Source organism: Halobaculum sp. XH14 (assembly GCF_032116555.1).
Classification (GTDB): Archaea; Halobacteriota; Halobacteria; order Halobacteriales; family Haloferacaceae; genus Halorarum; species Halorarum halobium.
The window spans coordinates 47,313-63,947 of sequence record NZ_CP134950.1; the positions used below are offsets into that span (position 1 = coordinate 47,313).

The 16,635-nt window shown below is 58.8% G+C and carries 23 protein-coding genes and 2 pseudogenes; 17 read left to right on the forward strand and 8 right to left on the reverse strand.

Annotated elements, in window-relative coordinates:
• The first annotated feature begins 4 nt into the window (after positions 1-4).
• The 3 genes from RJT50_RS17135 to RJT50_RS17145 are packed head-to-tail and all read left to right on the forward strand — an operon-like array spanning position 5 to position 2,422.
• Complete coding sequence (locus RJT50_RS17135) at positions 5-625, forward strand: methyltransferase family protein (RefSeq protein ID WP_211087813.1); 621 nt, start codon at positions 5-7, stop codon at positions 623-625.
• The gene (locus tag RJT50_RS17140; RefSeq protein ID WP_313696119.1) at positions 622-1,767 is read left to right on the forward strand and encodes a succinylglutamate desuccinylase/aspartoacylase family protein; all 1,146 of its coding nucleotides are present in this window, start codon (positions 622-624) and stop codon (positions 1,765-1,767) included. The genes RJT50_RS17135 and RJT50_RS17140 overlap by 4 nt, the downstream gene beginning before the upstream one ends.
• The gene (locus tag RJT50_RS17145; protein WP_211087815.1) at positions 1,736-2,422 is read left to right on the forward strand and encodes a class I SAM-dependent methyltransferase; all 687 of its coding nucleotides are present in this window, start codon (positions 1,736-1,738) and stop codon (positions 2,420-2,422) included. Before RJT50_RS17140 ends, RJT50_RS17145 begins: the two co-directional genes overlap by 32 nt.
• 9 nt (positions 2,423-2,431) lie before the next feature.
• Here RJT50_RS17145 and RJT50_RS17150 read toward each other — a convergent pair whose 3' ends face one another.
• Genes RJT50_RS17150 through RJT50_RS17160 form a run of 3 tightly spaced genes read right to left on the reverse strand, consistent with a single transcriptional unit; the run spans position 2,432 to position 4,246 of the window.
• Positions 2,432-3,313 carry a class I SAM-dependent methyltransferase gene (locus RJT50_RS17150; protein WP_211087816.1) on the reverse strand — a complete coding sequence of 294 codons (882 nt, stop codon included), beginning with the start codon at positions 3,311-3,313 and terminating at the stop codon, positions 2,432-2,434.
• 7 nt (positions 3,314-3,320) lie between these two features.
• Positions 3,321-3,692: a hypothetical protein gene (locus tag RJT50_RS17155; RefSeq protein WP_211087817.1), complete on the reverse strand. Its 372-nt coding sequence runs from the start codon at positions 3,690-3,692 to the stop codon at positions 3,321-3,323.
• 59 nt (positions 3,693-3,751) lie between these two features.
• Positions 3,752-4,246 (reverse strand): DUF411 domain-containing protein, encoded by a 495-nt coding sequence (locus RJT50_RS17160; protein ID WP_313696120.1) that lies wholly within the window; start codon positions 4,244-4,246, stop codon positions 3,752-3,754.
• Between the two features lie 224 nt (positions 4,247-4,470).
• Here RJT50_RS17160 and RJT50_RS17165 point away from each other — a divergent pair.
• Together RJT50_RS17165 and RJT50_RS17170 are read left to right on the forward strand one after the other, a co-directional pair.
• A pseudogene (locus RJT50_RS17165) lies at positions 4,471-4,668 on the forward strand (YHS domain-containing protein); the annotation flags it as partial.
• 153 nt (positions 4,669-4,821) lie between these two features.
• Positions 4,822-5,271 carry a universal stress protein gene (locus RJT50_RS17170; RefSeq protein WP_313696121.1) on the forward strand — a complete coding sequence of 150 codons (450 nt, stop codon included), beginning with the start codon at positions 4,822-4,824 and terminating at the stop codon, positions 5,269-5,271.
• Between the two features lie 14 nt (positions 5,272-5,285).
• On the opposite strand, the gene RJT50_RS17175 is transcribed toward RJT50_RS17170, so the two are convergent.
• Both RJT50_RS17175 and RJT50_RS17180 read right to left on the reverse strand, forming a co-directional pair.
• Positions 5,286-5,564, reverse strand: a complete 279-nt coding sequence (locus tag RJT50_RS17175) for an SHOCT domain-containing protein (protein WP_425499741.1) — start codon at positions 5,562-5,564, stop codon at positions 5,286-5,288.
• Positions 5,565-5,709: 145 nt separating this feature from the next.
• A complete protein-coding gene (locus RJT50_RS17180) occupies positions 5,710-6,270 on the reverse strand; it encodes a DoxX family protein (protein ID WP_313696123.1) in 561 nt (186 codons plus the stop codon).
• A 114-nt stretch (positions 6,271-6,384) separates the two neighbouring features.
• Between RJT50_RS17180 and RJT50_RS17185 the strand changes: the two genes are divergently transcribed.
• The 3 genes and pseudogenes from RJT50_RS17185 to RJT50_RS17195 all read left to right on the forward strand — a co-directional run.
• On the forward strand, positions 6,385-6,735 hold the full coding sequence (locus RJT50_RS17185) for an ArsR/SmtB family transcription factor (RefSeq protein WP_006183485.1): 351 nt from the start codon (positions 6,385-6,387) through the stop codon (positions 6,733-6,735).
• Positions 6,736-6,738: 3 nt separating this feature from the next.
• Positions 6,739-7,014 (forward strand): DUF7521 family protein, encoded by a 276-nt coding sequence (locus RJT50_RS17190; RefSeq protein ID WP_115819498.1) that lies wholly within the window; start codon positions 6,739-6,741, stop codon positions 7,012-7,014.
• Positions 7,015-7,045: 31 nt separating this feature from the next.
• Positions 7,046-7,816, forward strand: a pseudogene (locus RJT50_RS17195) (HAD-IC family P-type ATPase); the annotation flags it as partial.
• A gap of 322 nt (positions 7,817-8,138) precedes the next feature.
• Here RJT50_RS17195 and RJT50_RS17200 read toward each other — a convergent pair.
• Together RJT50_RS17200 and RJT50_RS17205 are read right to left on the reverse strand one after the other, a co-directional pair.
• On the reverse strand, positions 8,139-9,026 hold the full coding sequence (locus RJT50_RS17200; RefSeq protein WP_313696124.1) for a DUF8172 family protein: 888 nt from the start codon (positions 9,024-9,026) through the stop codon (positions 8,139-8,141).
• A gap of 53 nt (positions 9,027-9,079) precedes the next feature.
• Positions 9,080-9,376, reverse strand: coding sequence for a PadR family transcriptional regulator (locus tag RJT50_RS17205; protein ID WP_004048633.1), 297 nt, complete (start codon positions 9,374-9,376; stop codon positions 9,080-9,082).
• Between the two features lie 134 nt (positions 9,377-9,510).
• Between RJT50_RS17205 and RJT50_RS17210 the strand changes: the two genes are divergently transcribed.
• The 5 genes from RJT50_RS17210 to RJT50_RS17230 all read left to right on the forward strand — a co-directional run bounded on the left by RJT50_RS17210 (position 9,511) and on the right by RJT50_RS17230 (position 11,911).
• Positions 9,511-9,678, forward strand: a complete 168-nt coding sequence (locus RJT50_RS17210) for a DNA-binding protein (RefSeq protein WP_004048632.1) — start codon at positions 9,511-9,513, stop codon at positions 9,676-9,678.
• Positions 9,679-9,753: 75 nt separating this feature from the next.
• Complete coding sequence (locus RJT50_RS17215) at positions 9,754-10,188, forward strand: exodeoxyribonuclease VII large subunit (protein WP_313696125.1); 435 nt, start codon at positions 9,754-9,756, stop codon at positions 10,186-10,188.
• A 63-nt stretch (positions 10,189-10,251) separates the two neighbouring features.
• Entirely contained in the window at positions 10,252-10,806 is a 555-nt protein-coding gene (locus tag RJT50_RS17220; RefSeq protein ID WP_313696147.1) for an exodeoxyribonuclease VII large subunit, read from the forward strand.
• Between the two features lie 2 nt (positions 10,807-10,808).
• Positions 10,809-10,991, forward strand: a complete 183-nt coding sequence (gene xseB / locus RJT50_RS17225; protein ID WP_313696126.1) for an exodeoxyribonuclease VII small subunit — start codon at positions 10,809-10,811, stop codon at positions 10,989-10,991.
• Positions 10,992-11,626: 635 nt separating this feature from the next.
• Positions 11,627-11,911: a hypothetical protein gene (locus RJT50_RS17230; protein WP_313696127.1), complete on the forward strand. Its 285-nt coding sequence runs from the start codon at positions 11,627-11,629 to the stop codon at positions 11,909-11,911.
• A gap of 23 nt (positions 11,912-11,934) precedes the next feature.
• Here the strand turns inward: RJT50_RS17230 and RJT50_RS17235 are convergent, their stop codons facing one another.
• The gene (locus RJT50_RS17235; protein ID WP_313696128.1) at positions 11,935-12,141 is read right to left on the reverse strand and encodes a hypothetical protein; all 207 of its coding nucleotides are present in this window, start codon (positions 12,139-12,141) and stop codon (positions 11,935-11,937) included.
• 139 nt (positions 12,142-12,280) lie between these two features.
• Between RJT50_RS17235 and RJT50_RS17240 the strand changes: the two genes are divergently transcribed.
• Genes RJT50_RS17240 through RJT50_RS17255 form a run of 4 tightly spaced genes read left to right on the forward strand, consistent with a single transcriptional unit; the run spans position 12,281 to position 16,634 of the window.
• Complete coding sequence (locus tag RJT50_RS17240; RefSeq protein WP_313696129.1) at positions 12,281-12,703, forward strand: hypothetical protein; 423 nt, start codon at positions 12,281-12,283, stop codon at positions 12,701-12,703.
• A gap of 25 nt (positions 12,704-12,728) precedes the next feature.
• On the forward strand, positions 12,729-14,384 hold the full coding sequence (locus RJT50_RS17245) for a DUF8186 domain-containing protein (protein WP_313696130.1): 1,656 nt from the start codon (positions 12,729-12,731) through the stop codon (positions 14,382-14,384).
• Complete coding sequence (locus RJT50_RS17250) at positions 14,369-15,283, forward strand: hypothetical protein (RefSeq protein WP_313696131.1); 915 nt, start codon at positions 14,369-14,371, stop codon at positions 15,281-15,283. The genes RJT50_RS17245 and RJT50_RS17250 overlap by 16 nt, the downstream gene beginning before the upstream one ends.
• 13 nt (positions 15,284-15,296) lie before the next feature.
• Positions 15,297-16,634: a TrbL/VirB6 family protein gene (locus RJT50_RS17255; protein ID WP_313696132.1), complete on the forward strand. Its 1,338-nt coding sequence runs from the start codon at positions 15,297-15,299 to the stop codon at positions 16,632-16,634.
• Position 16,635: the final 1 nt, after the last annotated feature.

Here is a 16,635-nt window from a genome sequence, read left to right on the forward strand (position 1 = left end):
CCCTATGGCACTCCAGGCGACACAGACATTGTTCAGCGTCGGTCTCCTATCTGGGGGACTCCTACTGGGTGGCCTCCTTGCTACCATCGTCAGTCCAACATTCCAGTTCTGGCCGCACGGAACGCGGAACTGGACATTCTGGGTGAGCTGGAGTGCGTGGATGCTATACGGTGTTGGTCTGGTCGGCGTTGCATACCTCGACTGGTGGCACTGGTACGAACCACCGGTGGTGGTGCAACTCGTCTGTGTGCTTGTTTTCGTAGCAGGCACAGCGCTGTCCATCTGGGCGATGTGGACACTCGGATTCTGGGAGAGCAGTGGTCTCGAAGGCCACCTTCAAACTGAGGGACCGTATCGCTTCTCTCGCAATCCACAGTACGTGGGGTTCATCGCCATGCTCGCCAGCGGAGGCCTCCTCGCAGGTTCGATTCAAACGGTCATTCTCGCCATCGGTGGAATCGTGTGGTTCCTGCTCGCACCACTCGCCGAAGAGCCGTGGCTCCGCGAGCAGTACGGCGACGCCTACGAGGAATATCTCAGATCGGTGCCGCGGTTCCTCGGCCGAACGCACCGCGAACCACCGCAGCAGGAACAGACCGACCGAACGAAGGGAGGGAACCAATGACCAGTGATTCACCACACCAGATCGAAGTCGGGGGTAGGACGATTCCATCCGGTGAGAAGTCTCAGTTCCGGTATGCCGTCGCGACAACGTTTCACGACGACGCGATTGAACTGCCAGTCACTGTCGTCAATGGTGACCAAGCGGGACCGACAGTCTGCTTGACAGCCGCAGTTCACGGCGACGAACTCAACGGGGTCAAGATCATCCAAGAGGTCGCAGCCGAGTACGAACCGAGTGATCTTCACGGGACGCTTGTCTGCCTCCACGTACTGAATGTCCCAGGATTTCTGGCCCAGCAACGGTACATCCCGATCTATGACGAAGATCTCAACCGCTCGTTCCCTGGCAGTGCTCGAAGTACGCTAGCAAAACGGCTCGCAAACACGATTTACGAGGAGTTCATCTCGAAGTGTGACATCGGGCTTGACTTCCACACGTCGACGCGCAACCGCACGACGATGTACCACGTCCGCGCAGATATGCGCGACCCGGCTGTGGAACGACTCGCCCGCGCGTTCGGCACGAGCGTCATCCTCGACGGCGAGGGTTCACGAGGGACACTCCGACGCGTGGCCTGTCAGGACGGTATCCCCACGGTCACGGTTGAGATGGGGCGCGCCCATCGATTCCAGACCGCGCACCTCGACCGAGCGCTCCACTGTGTCGCGAGCGTCCTCGCCGAACACGAGGTCCTTCCCAACCAACCGGTGTCCTGGCCCGGGTGGACGCGCGTGGTCGCCCGCGACGGTGAGAAAACGTGGCTCCGTGCCGAAACTGGGGGGCTCGTCGAGATGGAGTGGGGCCCGCACCCTCTCGTTGAGGAAGACGAGCCGCTGTTCACGATTTCCGACCACTTCAAGAACGACATCGAGACGATTCGCGCTCCATCGACCGGCATCGTTGTCGGTGTCCTCGAAAATGCAGTGGCGTACCCGGGCCACCCGCTGTGTCACTTCGTGAGCGTTGACGAGGGAACCGCCGACATCATTCGCGACGACATTGAGCGGGGCGTGTTCGACGTCTACCGTGAAGGTGGATTCCAATGGCCCGAACCTCGCTGGTACGCCCACCACGAACACGAAACTGATTCAACACACTCTGAAAACACTCATGACACTGAACGAGAGAATAGAGACGACTGAGCCGTCTCATCCGATATTCGCGCGGCTGTATGATCCGGTGATGAAACCGGCAGAGAGAACCGTGCTTGCCGAACACCGCCGCTATCTCGTGGATGATATCGCCGGGGCGGTTCTGGACCTTGGTGCGGGGACAGGTGCGATGTTTCCGCACGTTAGAGAAGCAGCTGCTGACAGCGGAACTGTCACACTGTTCGCGATTGAGCCAGACCCACATATGCGCCGGAAAGCGCTCGAACGAGCACGCGACCTCGGGCTTGAAATCGAGATCGAAAGCGCCGGTGCAGAAGCACTCCCGTTCGCTGACGATTCCTTCGATGTCGTCATCGCGTCACTCGTGTTCTGTACCATCCCCGATTTTGATGCCACACTCTCCGAGGTGGCCCGGGTACTGAAGCCAGGTGGTGAGTTCCGGTTTCTCGAGCACGTCCGCGGGGAAGGCGCCGTGGGTATCGCCCACGACGTACTCGCGCCCGCATGGCACACCGTCGCTGGCGGGTGTCACCTGAATCGTGAGACGGACGAAATATTTCGAGACGACGATCGATTCGAACTCGTAGATTACACACGGCTGGAGGACATCCCGCGGATCGTTCCAATCGTCCGTGGGACGCTCAAACGCCGACGTATGGGTTCGATTCTTTCTCGTTTCGTGTGAGTAACCACGTCAGAGCGGCTTCGCTTTCGCAACGAGGATGACGTGCTGCAGGAACGGCAACGCACGGTGCGCGGCCCTCACCTGTTCGGTAATCGCCGTTGGATCGAGGTCATACGCTCGTAACAGTCGTTCGATGAGCGACCGAATCGGACTCCCGAGAAGCTGAAGGTACAGCGTCGTCCACTTCCGAAACCGCCCGACGCTGTGGTTCGTGATGTTCTCGACAGTCTTGAGTTCGAGATTCGCGTCTTCGAGACCGGCCGTGTACTGCTCGACCGCCCCTATTGACGGCATGTCCCACGCGTCTGCAAACGAGTCGACGAACCTCCGTTCTGTCTCAGTTACGTCGGACTGCACCACGAGGTCGGAGAGGACGAGAACTCCCTCCGGTTCGAGAACATCCGCGACCGCGGCGAAGACGCTGTTCCGGTCGGGGAGATAAACGAGGGCATCGATGGCTGTGCACGCGGTAAACGAGTCCGTCGCGAACGGAAGCTGTGTGGCGTCGCCGCCGACGAAATCGGTTTCGACGCACTTCCCGCGTGCGTTCTCGGTTGCCCGCTTGAGGTTGTACGGAACGAGATCCAGTCCAGTAACTCGGAAGCCGAATCGGTCGGCGAGGTGGATCGCCGGCCCCCCTCGGCCACAACCGACATCGAGGAGACGAACTCCGTCCGTTGCGGATAGATGTGACGAGACTCTCGATCCGACTTCCGTGACGAGTCGACGCTGACTCGATCCGACAATATGTGGCTGGTACCACTCCGAATAGCCGAGATTGAGGAACTCGTCAGTGTCGAGCAGGAGATCGAAGGCCCGCCAGATGTCGGCTCGTTCACCGCGGTAGGAGAACTGATCGGTGATTCGGTTGCGTAGAGTACTCTGATCCATCGGTCACCTATTCGAGTTCGGAAACCTCTGAATAGCAGTACTCAGATTCGTCGCAGTACGCGAGGTCGGTACACCCGCGAGGACGCTGGTAGTCGATTCCCTTGTGCCGTCGGAGATACGTCACGTATCCATCGTCGATACGGTCGAGGATGTCATGACAAATCCACTTCTCCCCAAACCAGTTGGCACCCAAATTCCGATACGGACAGAGAAAGATCGTCCGCTCGACTGAATCGACCTGTGGTGTCTCGACGATCCGGACGCCGACGAGGCGGTACGCCACGCGGAGGCGCTTGACGACCGAATCCGGTGTGTTTGCGCCGACGAAGAGAACATACGCGATCACGTATCCGATATCGTGGAGGAGTCGTCTAATCATCGTTCAGACCATCGTCTGCCGTCCCAAAGAATCTTGACCAGTTTCACTCGATCAGGCTCCTATATTTCGGCGTACACCTCATCCGTCTTCCCGTCACCGAGTGCGTAGACGATGAACGAGTCGGACTTGGACCCGCCCATTCCCGGCGACCCGGCCGGCATTCCGGGCAGCGCGATGCCGTCGATGGCCGGCTCTTCGTCGAGTAGCGTGGCGATAACCTCGGCAGGGACGTGTCCTTCGACGACGTATTCGTCGAGAACGAGCGTGTGACAACTCTGTAGTTCCGTGGGAATGTTGTGTTGCTGCTTGAGGGTAGTCACGTCCTCAGCCTCGGTTTCTTGGAGCGTCGTGTCGAGGTACTCCCGCAAGTACGACGCGTACTGTCCGCAACAGCTGCAGCCTGGCGAGCTGAACTGTTGGGCGTTCGTCACTGACAGCGTCCCCTCGATTGCCCACTGGTCCTCACTTGGCGACCCCAGACAGCCGGCGACTCCGAGTGCGACGGTCGTCCCGCCGACCCGGAGTAGTCCACGGCGCGTCACATTCCGCTTCATACGTACTTCAGTTTGTCAGCAGGTATCTACAGTACGCCGACCTTTCCTGCGTATTGAGAACGGATGCAAACACGGCGGAGGGTATTAACCTTCGTTTTGCCCCAGAGACTGAGAAGATAACTACGCAGTACGTCCCACTTGATCCTATGAATTGGTCGTCAGGGGTTCGGCGCATAGAGCGCGTACAGGATAGAAAGCATTTCCGCTGCCGCGACTAGTGCAGCCACGAGACAGGCCTCGGCGCGCCCGGTCCGTACCGCGACCCCGTCTGTGGCATGCGGACTGACGACAGCAAGCCATCGGCGACGCACGACGGCGAGACGTACTACTTCTGCTCGCAGACCTGCAAGGAGACCTTCGGGGAGAACTCGGACGAAAACGCCACCGGGCATCCGATGGTGATGGAGGGGCACGACCACTGACGGACAGCTCGTTGATGGTTCACAGTATCGAGTGAGTCCGTCCGTCGTGCTTGGACACATCCGCTGACGCGGCCATACTGAACCCGCTACCGTGACTCTTGAGCGGAGAGAATTGGAAGTCAATTTATGATACCGCCTTCGAATTCCGACTGAATGTACGACCGAATTCTCCTGTCGACCGATGGAACTGTCGCGTCTGAAGATGCTGAAACGCACGCGATCGAGCTCGCAGCCGCTCACAACGCGGTCCTTCACGTGCTCTACGTCGTTGACGAGGATGTCGTGACTGCCTACAGCGGGGACGAGTACGTCGACGAGGCCGAAGGTCCCGAACACGGGCTCGAAGAACACGGCGAGGAGACGCTTTCGGAACTCCGACGTCGAGCCGTAGAGACCGATGTCGATGTCGAGACGACGATGCAACATGGCCGCCCCGCTGAGACCATCGTGAATCACGCAGACGACTGTGACGCCGATCTCCTCGTGCTCGGTACCAAACGCCGGCCGGACGAATATCGGGCGTTGCTCGGCAGTGTCACCGACCGCGTCCTTCGGCTGACGACGCGTCCGGCAACCGTCGTGAAAACCGAAGTCAGCGAGTAGGGAACGACCGTCCGCTACCGTCCATCATCTGGTGTGAGACGGGCGCGACGGCGGTCGAACTCCTCGTCGTCGATCTCGCCACGGGCGTACCGCTCTTGGAGGACGGCGAGTGCGCTATCCTCGGCGGGGCCGTTCGATTGCGACCGCGTCCCCAGCCAGTAGATGAAACCGAGGGGGACGGCGACGAGGAGTGCCATCCACAGGAGACCGAACAGCATCATCCCCCAGCCCCAGCTATCCCATCCGGCCATGTGGCCGTCGTTCCACATGCCGTCGTGCCAGCTCCACATCATTGCATCTGGGACGGTCGCGTGCGTGAGCGCCATTCCGGCGACAACGGCCAGAGCCAGCGCTCCGGCGACGATGAGTCCCAGAGAACGAATTCCGCGTGCTTGAATTGGATTTTGCATTGTTGTACTCCCAAAGGTCTCGGCGTGGTTAGCCGAGGATGTATTCGAGGGCGGGGTAGCGCTCGACGAGCGTCTCGCCGCCGACGTCGTAGTTCTCGATGTACTGGTCGAGGCCCAGAATGCGGCCCGCGGCGAACGCGGCGACCGCGAGGAACACGAGCATGTACGCGAAGTCCCCGTTGATCACGCCGTGGGCGACCTCCCAGTTCCCGAAGTAGAACATGAGCATCATGAGCGCGCCGAAGAACGCCGCGAGGCGGACGAACGCACCGACGAGCAGCCCAAGACCGATGAACAACTCACCGTACGGGACTGCGACGTTGGCGAACTCGACGAACCACGGCGTCGAACCCATCCACGCGAACAGGCCCGCAAGCGGGTTGCCGTTCGTCGCGGCAACGTTCGACAGGTAGCCGCCGGCCGCGAACTCGCCGGTGATCTTGGTGAACCCGGAGTACGCGAACGCGTAGCCCATCATGAGACGGAGCGCGAGCACGAACCACGCGCTGAGGCTGTGGACTTTCCCGCCGACGGTCAGGCCGCCGACTTTGCTCTCGAGCTGGTTCATGCCGGAGTCGAGTGTGGACATAATTATTGCACCTTCAACTATCAGTAGGCGAGGAGAGACGATATAATAGCGAGCTGTCGTGCTGAGTCAGAAAACCGGGGGGCTATATTACCCTCCTGTGGCGATTAGAGGAGTGTGACTGAGGAGGCTGACCCGTCGGAGGTCTTCGCGACACTCGACGACGAGTACGCCCGCGACATCCTCGTGGCGACGAAGACCGACCGACTCTCCGCGAAGGAACTCAGCGAGGAATGCGACATGTCACGTCCAACCGTCTCACGCCGTGTCACCCGCCTCGTCGAGCAGGGCCTCCTTGAGGAGTACACGCATGTCGACCCCGGCGGACGGCACTACAGCGAGTACGAGGCGCGACTCGAGCGTGTCGAAGTCCTCCTGCAGGCGGAGGGCTTCGACGTGCAGATCGACGTCCGGCCGGACCCCGCCGACCGGATCACGTCCATCTTCGAGGAAATGCGGGGAGACTGACTCATGGAACACACGTTATTCGTCATCGGCAAGCTGTTCACGACCGTATTGGCCCTCGTCATCGCCTATCAGGCCTATCGCGGATACCAGCGCCATCGCACGCAGTTGCTTCTGTACGTCGCCGCCGGCTTCGCGCTGGTCGGGCTGGGCGGCCTTCTCGAAGGTGTTCTCTTCGAACTCCTCCAAGTGTCGATCTTCGAAGCAGGATTCGTCGCAGCACTCGTCACCGCCGCCGGGATGCTATCTATCCTCTACGCCCTGTATGCCCCGAACCCCTGAAGATTCGGGGCGTTCATTCGAGAAGCGGCCCGTCGACGGAAACGAGGTGTACGTCGGCGGCCCAAACCTATTGACCCAGCTCGATAGCGAGATCCCCAACCATCTCCAGCGCTTCGCTGACGAGGCCGGCGAGAACGCACAGACAGTGGTGTATCTCGTTCGCGAGGGAGAGCTGATCGCTGCCTTCGCGATGGCCGACGTGATCCGCGAGGAGAGTTTCCGCGTCGTCAACGCTCTCCACGATCTGGGCATCGAGGTGGCGATGCTGACTGGGGACTCCCAGGACGTCGCCAACGCTGTCGCGGACGAGCTGGGCATCGACACGGTGTTCGCCGAGGTCCTCCCCGAAGACAAAGACGAGAAAGTGCAGGAACTCCAGGACCAGGGGAAGCTGGTGGGGATGGTCGGCGACGGTGTGAACGATGCGCCGGCGCTGACGCGGGCCGACGTCGGCATCGCGATCGGGAGCGGCACCGACGTTGCGGTCCAGTCGGCCGACGTCATCCTCGTCCAGAACAACCCCATGGATGTCGTTCGACTGGTCAAGCTCAGCAAGGCGAGCTACCGAAAGATGCAGGAGAACATCGTCTGGGCGGCTGGCTACAACGTCTTCGCGATTCCGCTTGCAGCAGGCGTGTTGGCACCGATCGGGATTCTGCTGTCGCCCGCCGTTGGTGCGCTTCTGATGTCGCTGAGTACAGTAATCGTCGCGATCAACGCCCAGCTCCTCCGTCGCGTGGACCTGTCCATCCCCGAGCTTCCAAGCGGGACACCAGCGACTGACGCACAACCTGCAGACTGAAACGCTCCCGATCGGTTTTGGAGCTCCTTTCAATTAAGTTCGGTTGGTGGACAGCAAATGGCGACACTGCGTAATTTCGGTGGGTATCGCTATGCAGTCACCGGTTCCACAGTTTTCCCGAAGGGTGCATAGTTCGGTATACACAGACGCTTCCTCTGATGGGCTACATTGCTGCGCCAGCACTAGGTTTATACCGTTAGACGGGTTTCTTTCTAGTATGAGCCTCGAAGAGACGGTTGACTACCTCGCCGAGGAACTCGACCTCGAGCGAAGTGAACACGTCCGTGAGGTTGGTCAGTCAGTCGCCGAACTTCGCGACTGATCAGAACATTTCTCTGAAGTCCCGTTCGACCAGTCCGTTCTCCAGATACGTGATGAACTCTTGTTTCGTTGGTCCTTGACGGTCGAGCAGATCGTCCTGTTCTGCTCGTTCGAGAACTGCCTGCGCGAAGTCCGTACAGTGGGATTCGTGCTGCTCAGCGTACTTCGAAAGCGCTTCTTGCCAGTGCATATCCAGCTCGAACTCGGCTAATCGGATTTGGATCCCGTCTTTCCGTTCGACGAGGTCGATGTCCAACTCTTCGAGCTGCTTGAAACGGAGGTTGTTCCGGCGGACAGTAGTGAGCCGTTTGGAATCGACGATATAGGGATCGACCCACTCTCGCCAGGAATCGTCGTCGACGTGCGTTCGTGGCATCTCAAAGTCCGAGTCCACACTCTCAATACAGAACTGCAGCATCGCGATGCCAGTTCGATGATTCGCATTCGGGAGGGAATGTCGGAGGATCAAATTCGACATCACCTCTCCAGCGACGGTCGGCAGTGGTGCTCCCCAGGAGACGTGATTGAGTGCCTGCTGGATCTTTTGTGGTTCGAACTTCTTGTAGAGCCGAAACTCATCCTCCTCTCGAACATCGACAGCTGCTTCGAGCAATTCTACTAATCGGAATGCGACAACTTGCCCAGCACGGGGGAGGTCACGAATACGGTCGCTCAGCCATTCCTGATCGAAGTCGACCTCTTGGGCTGATTCAATCTCTGAATCGCCTTCGTAGAGCACATAGACTGGAGTTTCGAAGGGATACCCGATGAGCTTTGTCGACTCGTCGGATTGCTCTCGCTGAGACAGGATTTCTGCCACCGATGCCGAGCTAAATTTGAGGGAGAAATTCTCGGCCTGTGGGTGGTGATAGAAGACGAGCCGAGCCATCTTACTGTGGATTCGTGGGAAGTAGGTAAAGCAGTCCCGCTTTTATAATGATTCTACGACGTAGTGGGTGCGTTCACATCTTCTAAATACTGACTTTCCCACTCACGTCGCGCCTCGATTTCCCGCAATCCGCGTTGCGTGACCGTGTACACGTTCGTCCGCTTGTCGAGTTCACCCTTCTCCAGCAGTCCTTTGTTGACGAGATCGTCGAGATTCGGATATAGGCGGCCATGATTGATCTCCTGCTCGTAATAGTCGTCGAGTTCGTCCTTGATTGCGAGCCCATGAGGTTCCTCGAGCCCGGTGGTTACGTACAAGATATCCCGCTGGAACCCAGTCAGATCGTGCATCTGTCTGTTCCCTATTTTTGAGGGGTGGCATATGTTCTCTCTGGTACTCAGAGGCGAATTCGGCGTAACTGGTCAGGAAGACTACGTGAGAACTTCGAACCTTTATATGGTGGACAGGAGAAATCCGCGATGGAATGTCTGACCTAATCGTCAAAGCAGCCGTGAAGGACGCACTTTCGGACCACAACGTCTCGGCAGATTTCTACGACGCCCTCAACGAAGAGGTCGCCGAACTGCTCGACGACGCCGCAGAGCGTGCCGAGGCCAACGACCGGAAGACGGTTCAGCCCCGCGACCTGTAGGCCTGCGTAACGCAGCCAACCCCGGCACTCGAACGTAGCTTTTTGAGGTTCCTGTTCAGAAGTTAGGAAACGGAGATGGCGGACGCACCGGATACCGAACGGCAGGCGGTCGAACCCGATGCGAGAGAGGTCCTTAGCGTGTCCCAGCTGAACGACCGGATCGCGTCGGTCGTCCAGGACACGCCTGCCCTCAACGGCGTCCGCTGTATCGGGGAGGTCACTGACCTCCACAAGAACAGCACGGCGCTCTACTTCACGCTCACCGACGGTGAGGCCGAGCTCCCCTGTATGATCTGGGCGAACCGTTACCGGGAGATGGACGCCGACCTCGAGGACGGGACCGAAGTCATCCTCGAGGGCGATATCGACTACTGGGTCGAGGGTGGGAAGATCGACCTCAAACCGTGGGAGGTGATCGTCGTCGGCGACGGCGACCAAGCGGCTGCCGTCGAGCGACTGCGAAGCGAACTCGAAGAGCGTGGCTGGTTCGACGACGAGCAGAAACAGTAACCGCCGGCGTTCCCGGAGCGGGTCGGTGTCGCGACCTCGCTGCAGGGCGATGCCCGCTACGACATTCAGAGTGCGATCCACGAGCAGGACCCCACCGTCGACATCCTGGTGAAGGATGCAACTGTCCAGGGGTCGGAGGCGCCGACGTCCATCGCGAACGGCATTCACCATCTCGACCGCTCGGAGGACGTCGACGCGATCATCGTCGGCCGCGGTGGTGGGAGCGATTCGAACCTCCAGGCGTTCAACACCGAGCGGGTCGCGGAGGCGATTTTCACGGCAAACACGCCGATCGTGACCGCTATCGGCCACACTGACGATCGGTTGATCGCGGACCGGGTTGCGGATATGGCCGCGATCACGCCGACGGCCGCCGGCGAGTACATCGTGAAGTCCCGGAATGACTTCCTCGCCAGCGAGATCGAGCCGTTGGAGCAACAGCTTGAGACCGCCTACGAAACCTTCGAACAGGAGCACGAACACGAACAGGAACTGACCGAGGCAGTCGAGGAGGCGACCGCCCCCCAGGGCCTTCAGCCAGTCTATTACAAGGCCGCGATTGCTGTCCTCCTCCTGCTGTTGCTGGTCATCACCGCCCTCTGGCTAGGAGTGATCTGAGAATGCCGAAAGACCCCGACATCAAACGGCGGATGGACCGCGTTGAGGAGATTATTGACCAGCTCGATGCGGACGAGGTGTCGCTCGAGGACGGCCGTGAACTCTACGACGAGGGTCAGGAACTGCTTGGTGAAATCCGGGGGCGGCTCCAAGACGGAGACGGCGAGGTTATCGAAATCGGGTGATCGTCGCGATAGTCGTCAAACCGTCAGAGACTTAACCAACACTCCATCGGAAAGACGGTGTTCTGTTGGTTAAATTTGTGGCTGCTCCGATTCCACCTGTAGGCTTAACTACGAGGTTCCTCGATTTCTAAACGTGCGATACTAAGCCACGATGTTACACGAGACAGTGCTTGTTTTCGGTGTCTATCTGGTGACCTGTGGCATCGCCTGGGCACTCCACGAATCGGCCCACTATGCGGTTCATAGTCTCTACGCGGAGTCTGTCACATTCGGATTGAATCGTCGAGGCCCATACGTCAACGCTATCTATGAACCGGATGCCCCCACGCTTGCGATTCGAGTCGGATCAATTGCCCCAACACTTCTCTTTACCCCACTCGTTGCGCTCGGTATCGCCAGCTATCACTCGATGTATTCACTTCCGCAGTTGGATCCGGTGGGATGGTCGTTGGTTATTGTTCCCCTCGTTATATTGGTCTTTCCGACGAGTAGTGATCTCCAATCATGTCTCAAAGCGGCGTGCTAGCTGTCTTGTACTGGGGAGAAAAGAACTCGGGAGTTATATAATCTAAATTATAGATATGGGATAACCGTTAATATTTAGTAGATTTGGCGCAAGTATGTGCAAATGTAACATGGCGCAAGCCAGTCCCCGCAGTAACCACTCCGAAGCTGACTCGGATGACCAGCCCTCCGTGTCTGTTGAGGCGTGGTTAGCGGCGATCAGTAGAGAACTGGATCCCGCCGAGTGTGAGGATCTCTCCGAACTCGGCATCTACTCGATCCATGAACACAGCAGCGCCCGCACGATTACCCTTCCCGAAGATGCAGACGAGTTCGGCGACGCGACGACGGTGAAACAGTATTATTTCGAGGGTGGGGATTGCCCACTTCTCATCGTTGCCCCGTTGCAGGTCTAAGTCGTCCCACCCCTTGTGACGGCTCAGGAACAGCTGGTGTCGTCTTCCTTGTGATCGGAGTAGAACTGGATCAGATATTGAAACCGAGCTGTATCGCTCGTGAAAGAGTCGAGTTCCTCCTGTAGCCACTCATATTTCCTCTGTGGGATTCGCATATTAATCCGCGCGACATTGTCATCGACATCGGAGCCGGAGCTGCCGGTGCTGGGTGCTGTGTCGGCGTCTGACATTGGTTGAATTCAGGCTATGCGGTCGCATATATCCCTGTAGAATGGAAACTGCTCTAGAGAACTTGGAGAACTTTGAACCACTCCAAATACATTCAAATTTTCTAACTTCTTTTGGTCGTTCTCCACATTCCCACAAACGATGTGTGCTCAGGTCCCCTCCGGCGAGACGCGGGCCCGTACTGAGGCATCGATGTCCACAATTCGTATCATCCACAGGTCAATCGGCCCGATTCTACTGGCGCTCCTCCCGCTGATCCTGTTCGTGGGAACGGCGGCCGCCCAGTCGAATCCCGGAAGCGCCTTCTGTGATTCCAATATGGCCGACACCATTCAGAACATCTTCACTGTCATCCAGTTCGGCGGGCCACTCATCGGCGGCGTCCTCGCGCTCGGCGCGACCGTGGCAATCCCATTCACCCGCCGGTCGGACTGGAAGAAGGAGATGAAATCGGTTCGGAATCAGGGACTGCTGTGGGGCGTGATAGTTGCGCCCCTCGGGACGGAGATCGTCCAGTTCATCCTGAACAACATCGTCGTCGGTGCCACAAGCTGTGGATTCTAACCCCGCCACAGGATTCGCACTCGTCATGTCCGCCATCCTCGTCGCCTCAACAGCCGCCGTTCCGACGAGAGCCCATCCCCAGACCAGTACTGATCACGGCGTCCCGGAGGAGACCTTTCACAAACTGTGGTCAGGGGATCAGGACCGCGCGACAGACGGCGCGAATTTGAGCGACGGGTCAGCCATGGAGCAGCTGGCCAACGGGACCGATATCCCCCTCGACTCACCACCACGTGCTGTCGAGCAATGGAACCGCGGGGACCTCAAAGAGTTCCCTGCGACAAACAGCTCCGTGTCGGTTTATCCGCCAGATGCCGAGTTGACGAACGGTCGGTTCATCCGGGAGGCGTACACCGAGATCTTCGCTGTCCAGCCGTCGACACGAGCTCGACTCTCACCCTCGCGGCAACCTCTGTACGTTGCGCCCGAGGGGACGCTACTCGGAACCGTCGACTACCGCGTGGCGGTCCCGACAGACGATACCTCCGGAGACCGTCGCGTCTACTGGAGTCTCGAGAGTCATCAGATCGAAGCGACGAAACTCCTCGTCGACGGCGACGAGGAGACGAGAGGCGGAGGCTCTCACACGCCAGCGCTGTCGTACTCCTTGGAGGGGTACGCCGGCGAGAAGCACCAGCTCAGACTCCAGGCGAACATCTCGGTTCAGCTTCGCAAGGAGGTCGAAGTCTGTACCGCTCACAACGACGAGGGCGACTGTACCTCCTGGGAGAGTTCAGTTTCGTACCCCACCGAGAGCGTCACGGTCACTGACTCCATCGAGGTCACGAAATACGACCTCGCGGTCTCCGGGTTCATCGCCGAATATCCCAATGGCGATCTCGGACTCGTCGTGTACAAGAACCAGCCGTGGCTCGGCTACCAGCTTCCGAATGGGGATGTCCGAGGTGTCTGGCGGTTCTATTCGGCCCGCGACAAGGACTGGGATACGCTGGTCTACAGTTCGGACGATGGACAACGAACTGTCCATTCACCACTCCACCCACTCCAAGTGAATGCGTATCCCATCGAGACAGGACCGACGCCGTCGCCCCGGCGGAACATGACAATTCTGGACGTGTATGGCACGTCGACATCGCCGCCAACGCTCCCCTCGAACGTCCACTTGGATGTCCTCAGGGGACCATACACGGCCAGCTACGGAATCGCGACGCGAGCCGCGACCGACAAGTGGCCCGAGAGTGTTCGTGCCTGGGGGCTTGTCAGAGGAGTCGGGGCAGAGCGACCGACTGATGCGTTCGCTCGGATACAGATCTTCGAGAGTAACCTTACCTTGGAGGTGGTGAATCAGAGCGAGGACACGGTCACCGTTCGCGTCACTCTCCGAAATGCGAAGACCGGTGCGCCCATTAACACCGCCAAGCGGGGCGGATACGTCGTCGTCAATGGGGAGCGATTGAATACGTCCGGCAATGGAACCGTCATGACGACCATCGCACGTCCACCAGGTGGTGTTTCTGCTCGGTATGAGCCCGGTCACTGGTGGCTTAACCCACCGGGCTATACCGGTGACTCAGACACCGTCCTGCTACAAGGGACTGTGCTCCAGTTCGTGTCGACACTGTTCCGTATCGGGGTTCCCGTCTCGTTGTTCCTTCTAGCGGTTTTCTTCGTCGATCGCATTACCGGCTGGCGGATTTGGCCCCCATGGAGGTCACCATGATGTTCAGAGATCAGCATGAACCCAATAACCGAGAGCTCGAACGCTCCATTAGCCGACGCCGTCTCTTGACCTGGTCTGGCACAGCTCTACTTTCGGGCATCGCCGGGTGTTCGAGTACAGACAGTCCCGGCAACGGGACGGGTTCGCCGGCGGGATCACCGTCACCGCCCGTCGATTCCGTTTTCGAGGACGTCGGATTTGCTGGCCCCAATCTCGTCGTGACCCTAGCTGAGGATCACGATGTCGACCGGCTCAATCTGATCGCCCCGGATGGAAGCACATTCAGACAAACAGCGGTTGCCGAAGGAGCGACGACAGCAGAACTTCAGATCCTCTTCAAATCCGGCGGGTCCTACGATACTGGTGAATACGAATTGGTGGCCGTCAAGGGCGAATCTACCGACTCGATGGCGATCGAACTCCGTCCGGAGATCAACGTTGTTGATGTCGAACCGGAACTTGACGAAGACGACCGGAACAGTACCGGCCGGCTATTCGTCACGGTCGAGAATACGGGCTCTGGACCAACGTGGGTCTACAACATCGGGTTCCGAAACGCCCCCTATGCGAACGCCCCAGATGTAATTGAGGGCAATGGTGTCGTTGATACGAAGTTTGAACGTCCTCAGGACCCCCAAGAAGAGTTCCTTCAGCCCAATGAGGAACAGAGATTCCTGAAAGGACGAGGGGTGCTGATCATCAGCGATGACGATGCAGTTTCGTGTGAGGGAGGCACTGTCGAGATAACCATTGTCGTCCAAACCCCACACGAGGATATTGAACAGCCGATTCGCGCTGGCCTATCTGGTGGGTACCATATCGATGACCAGGCCGCCATTCAGCATCCCTGCAAGAACATCGACATTGTGCTACTGAGTGGAGGTGGTGACGATGCGTAGTGTTCGTCGACGAATGCTCTCCGCCGTCGCGGAACTCGTCGGGATCCTTGCTCTCGGATCAGTTCCGGTAGCTGCACAGAGTAACGGAGGGGTCGGTGGTGCCCTCGGTGATATCATTATCGGGGCGATCCAGGAATTGCTCCGAATTCTGTTTAGCCCCATCCGGACTGTTATCGAGAATCACGGCGATGCGGTTCTGCGAACTGTCGTAGGAACCCCGCATCCCGATTCTGTGTTCAGCGCTCCCTCGAACGGTGCCTGGCCCAGAATCTACGATTTCTATTGGGAGACGATGATCCCGCTCACCCTCACGCTGTATGGACTCTCTATCGGAATTGTGATTTTCCTCGAGTCGACGAGCCACCTGTTCAACGGCTACCACCGCTCAAAGCTCAAGAAGCGGGCCTTCTCAGGCCTGCTTGGTATCCTGTCATGGTGGTGGATCACAGCTCTCTCACTCCGATTTATGGACGCTTTGGCGGGATTCCTTGTGCCCTCCGTCTCGAATATCACGCTCTTCCAGACCTTGTCATTCTCGACGATGGGGGTCCTCGGCATAATCGTCGCCCTGTCGGCGAACTTCATCCTGTTCGTCCTCATCGGTCTGATCTATCTCGCTCGCCACCTCGCACTCTACCTGTTCGTCTTTCTGATGCCACTGCTCATTGTCTTCTGGATCCCTGGAGTCGGTCCCTTCACCTTGGTTTCGAAGTTCATGAAGAAGCTGGCCGGCTTCTACGTGCCGTTCTTGTTTATGACGGTTCCAGTAGCCATTCTGTTCCGCCTTGGTGACATCCTCGGGACGAGTTTCGGTGTCTCTGCCGGCGGGTTCGGAGCGTGGCTGACGGCACTCATCATCCCGCTGGCTGCGGTAGCGTCGCCGTTCATACTCTTCTGGCAGGCGGGAGCCCTGTTCTTCGTCGCCGATCGGGCGGCACGACACGTTTCCGCACAGAAGGCCCGGGGAAGGCTGTCGAGAGGCCGGGAACGGGTACAGTCGGCGAAGCAGGGCGGGAAGAACTTCGTGCGAGGAATGCGCGACGAGCCAGCCGTCAAGAGTGGCGGGCAGTACGTGTTGGGCTCCGGTGACTCTAGAGCGCACGCTACCGGACAGCGGCTCAACACGACCGGGTCCCGTCTTCGCGACGCGATTACGGACGGCGTCGAAGACAGTGACCGAGGCGGTTCCGGTGGCGACGGTGATGGCTCTACCGCCAGTGCCGGCTCTCGTGAGGATGACGGCGACAACGAAGGAAGTGGAGGGACCGAGCGAGACGACGCTCTCCGCGATCCCCCGTCCCAGAGACAGGAGCGGGAGTCGAGAGACGATCCGCCTCGATACATTCAGTAAA

Coding starts and splice junctions, on each gene's coding strand:
- RJT50_RS17250 (WP_313696131.1), top strand. CDS start 14,369: ATGGAGGTCACCATGATGTTCAGAGATCAGCATGAACCCAATAACCGA.
- RJT50_RS17230 (WP_313696127.1), top strand. CDS start 11,627: ATGGCGCAAGCCAGTCCCCGCAGTAACCACTCCGAAGCTGACTCGGAT.
- RJT50_RS17145 (WP_211087815.1), top strand. CDS start 1,736: ATGACACTGAACGAGAGAATAGAGACGACTGAGCCGTCTCATCCGATA.
- RJT50_RS17155 (WP_211087817.1), bottom strand. CDS start 3,692: ATGATTAGACGACTCCTCCACGATATCGGATACGTGATCGCGTATGTT.
- RJT50_RS17180 (WP_313696123.1), bottom strand. CDS start 6,270: ATGTCCACACTCGACTCCGGCATGAACCAGCTCGAGAGCAAAGTCGGC.
- RJT50_RS17240 (WP_313696129.1), top strand. CDS start 12,281: ATGTGTGCTCAGGTCCCCTCCGGCGAGACGCGGGCCCGTACTGAGGCA.
- RJT50_RS17135 (WP_211087813.1), top strand. CDS start 5: ATGGCACTCCAGGCGACACAGACATTGTTCAGCGTCGGTCTCCTATCT.
- RJT50_RS17245 (WP_313696130.1), top strand. CDS start 12,729: ATGTCCGCCATCCTCGTCGCCTCAACAGCCGCCGTTCCGACGAGAGCC.
- RJT50_RS17200 (WP_313696124.1), bottom strand. CDS start 9,026: ATGGCTCGGCTCGTCTTCTATCACCACCCACAGGCCGAGAATTTCTCC.
- RJT50_RS17150 (WP_211087816.1), bottom strand. CDS start 3,313: ATGGATCAGAGTACTCTACGCAACCGAATCACCGATCAGTTCTCCTAC.
- RJT50_RS17170 (WP_313696121.1), top strand. CDS start 4,822: ATGTACGACCGAATTCTCCTGTCGACCGATGGAACTGTCGCGTCTGAA.
- RJT50_RS17190 (WP_115819498.1), top strand. CDS start 6,739: ATGGAACACACGTTATTCGTCATCGGCAAGCTGTTCACGACCGTATTG.
- RJT50_RS17255 (WP_313696132.1), top strand. CDS start 15,297: ATGCTCTCCGCCGTCGCGGAACTCGTCGGGATCCTTGCTCTCGGATCA.
- xseB (WP_313696126.1), top strand. CDS start 10,809: ATGCCGAAAGACCCCGACATCAAACGGCGGATGGACCGCGTTGAGGAG.
- RJT50_RS17235 (WP_313696128.1), bottom strand. CDS start 12,141: ATGTCAGACGCCGACACAGCACCCAGCACCGGCAGCTCCGGCTCCGAT.
- RJT50_RS17210 (WP_004048632.1), top strand. CDS start 9,511: ATGTCTGACCTAATCGTCAAAGCAGCCGTGAAGGACGCACTTTCGGAC.
- RJT50_RS17140 (WP_313696119.1), top strand. CDS start 622: ATGACCAGTGATTCACCACACCAGATCGAAGTCGGGGGTAGGACGATT.
- RJT50_RS17175 (WP_425499741.1), bottom strand. CDS start 5,564: ATGATGTGGAGCTGGCACGACGGCATGTGGAACGACGGCCACATGGCC.
- RJT50_RS17215 (WP_313696125.1), top strand. CDS start 9,754: ATGGCGGACGCACCGGATACCGAACGGCAGGCGGTCGAACCCGATGCG.
- RJT50_RS17160 (WP_313696120.1), bottom strand. CDS start 4,246: ATGAAGCGGAATGTGACGCGCCGTGGACTACTCCGGGTCGGCGGGACG.
- RJT50_RS17205 (WP_004048633.1), bottom strand. CDS start 9,376: ATGCACGATCTGACTGGGTTCCAGCGGGATATCTTGTACGTAACCACC.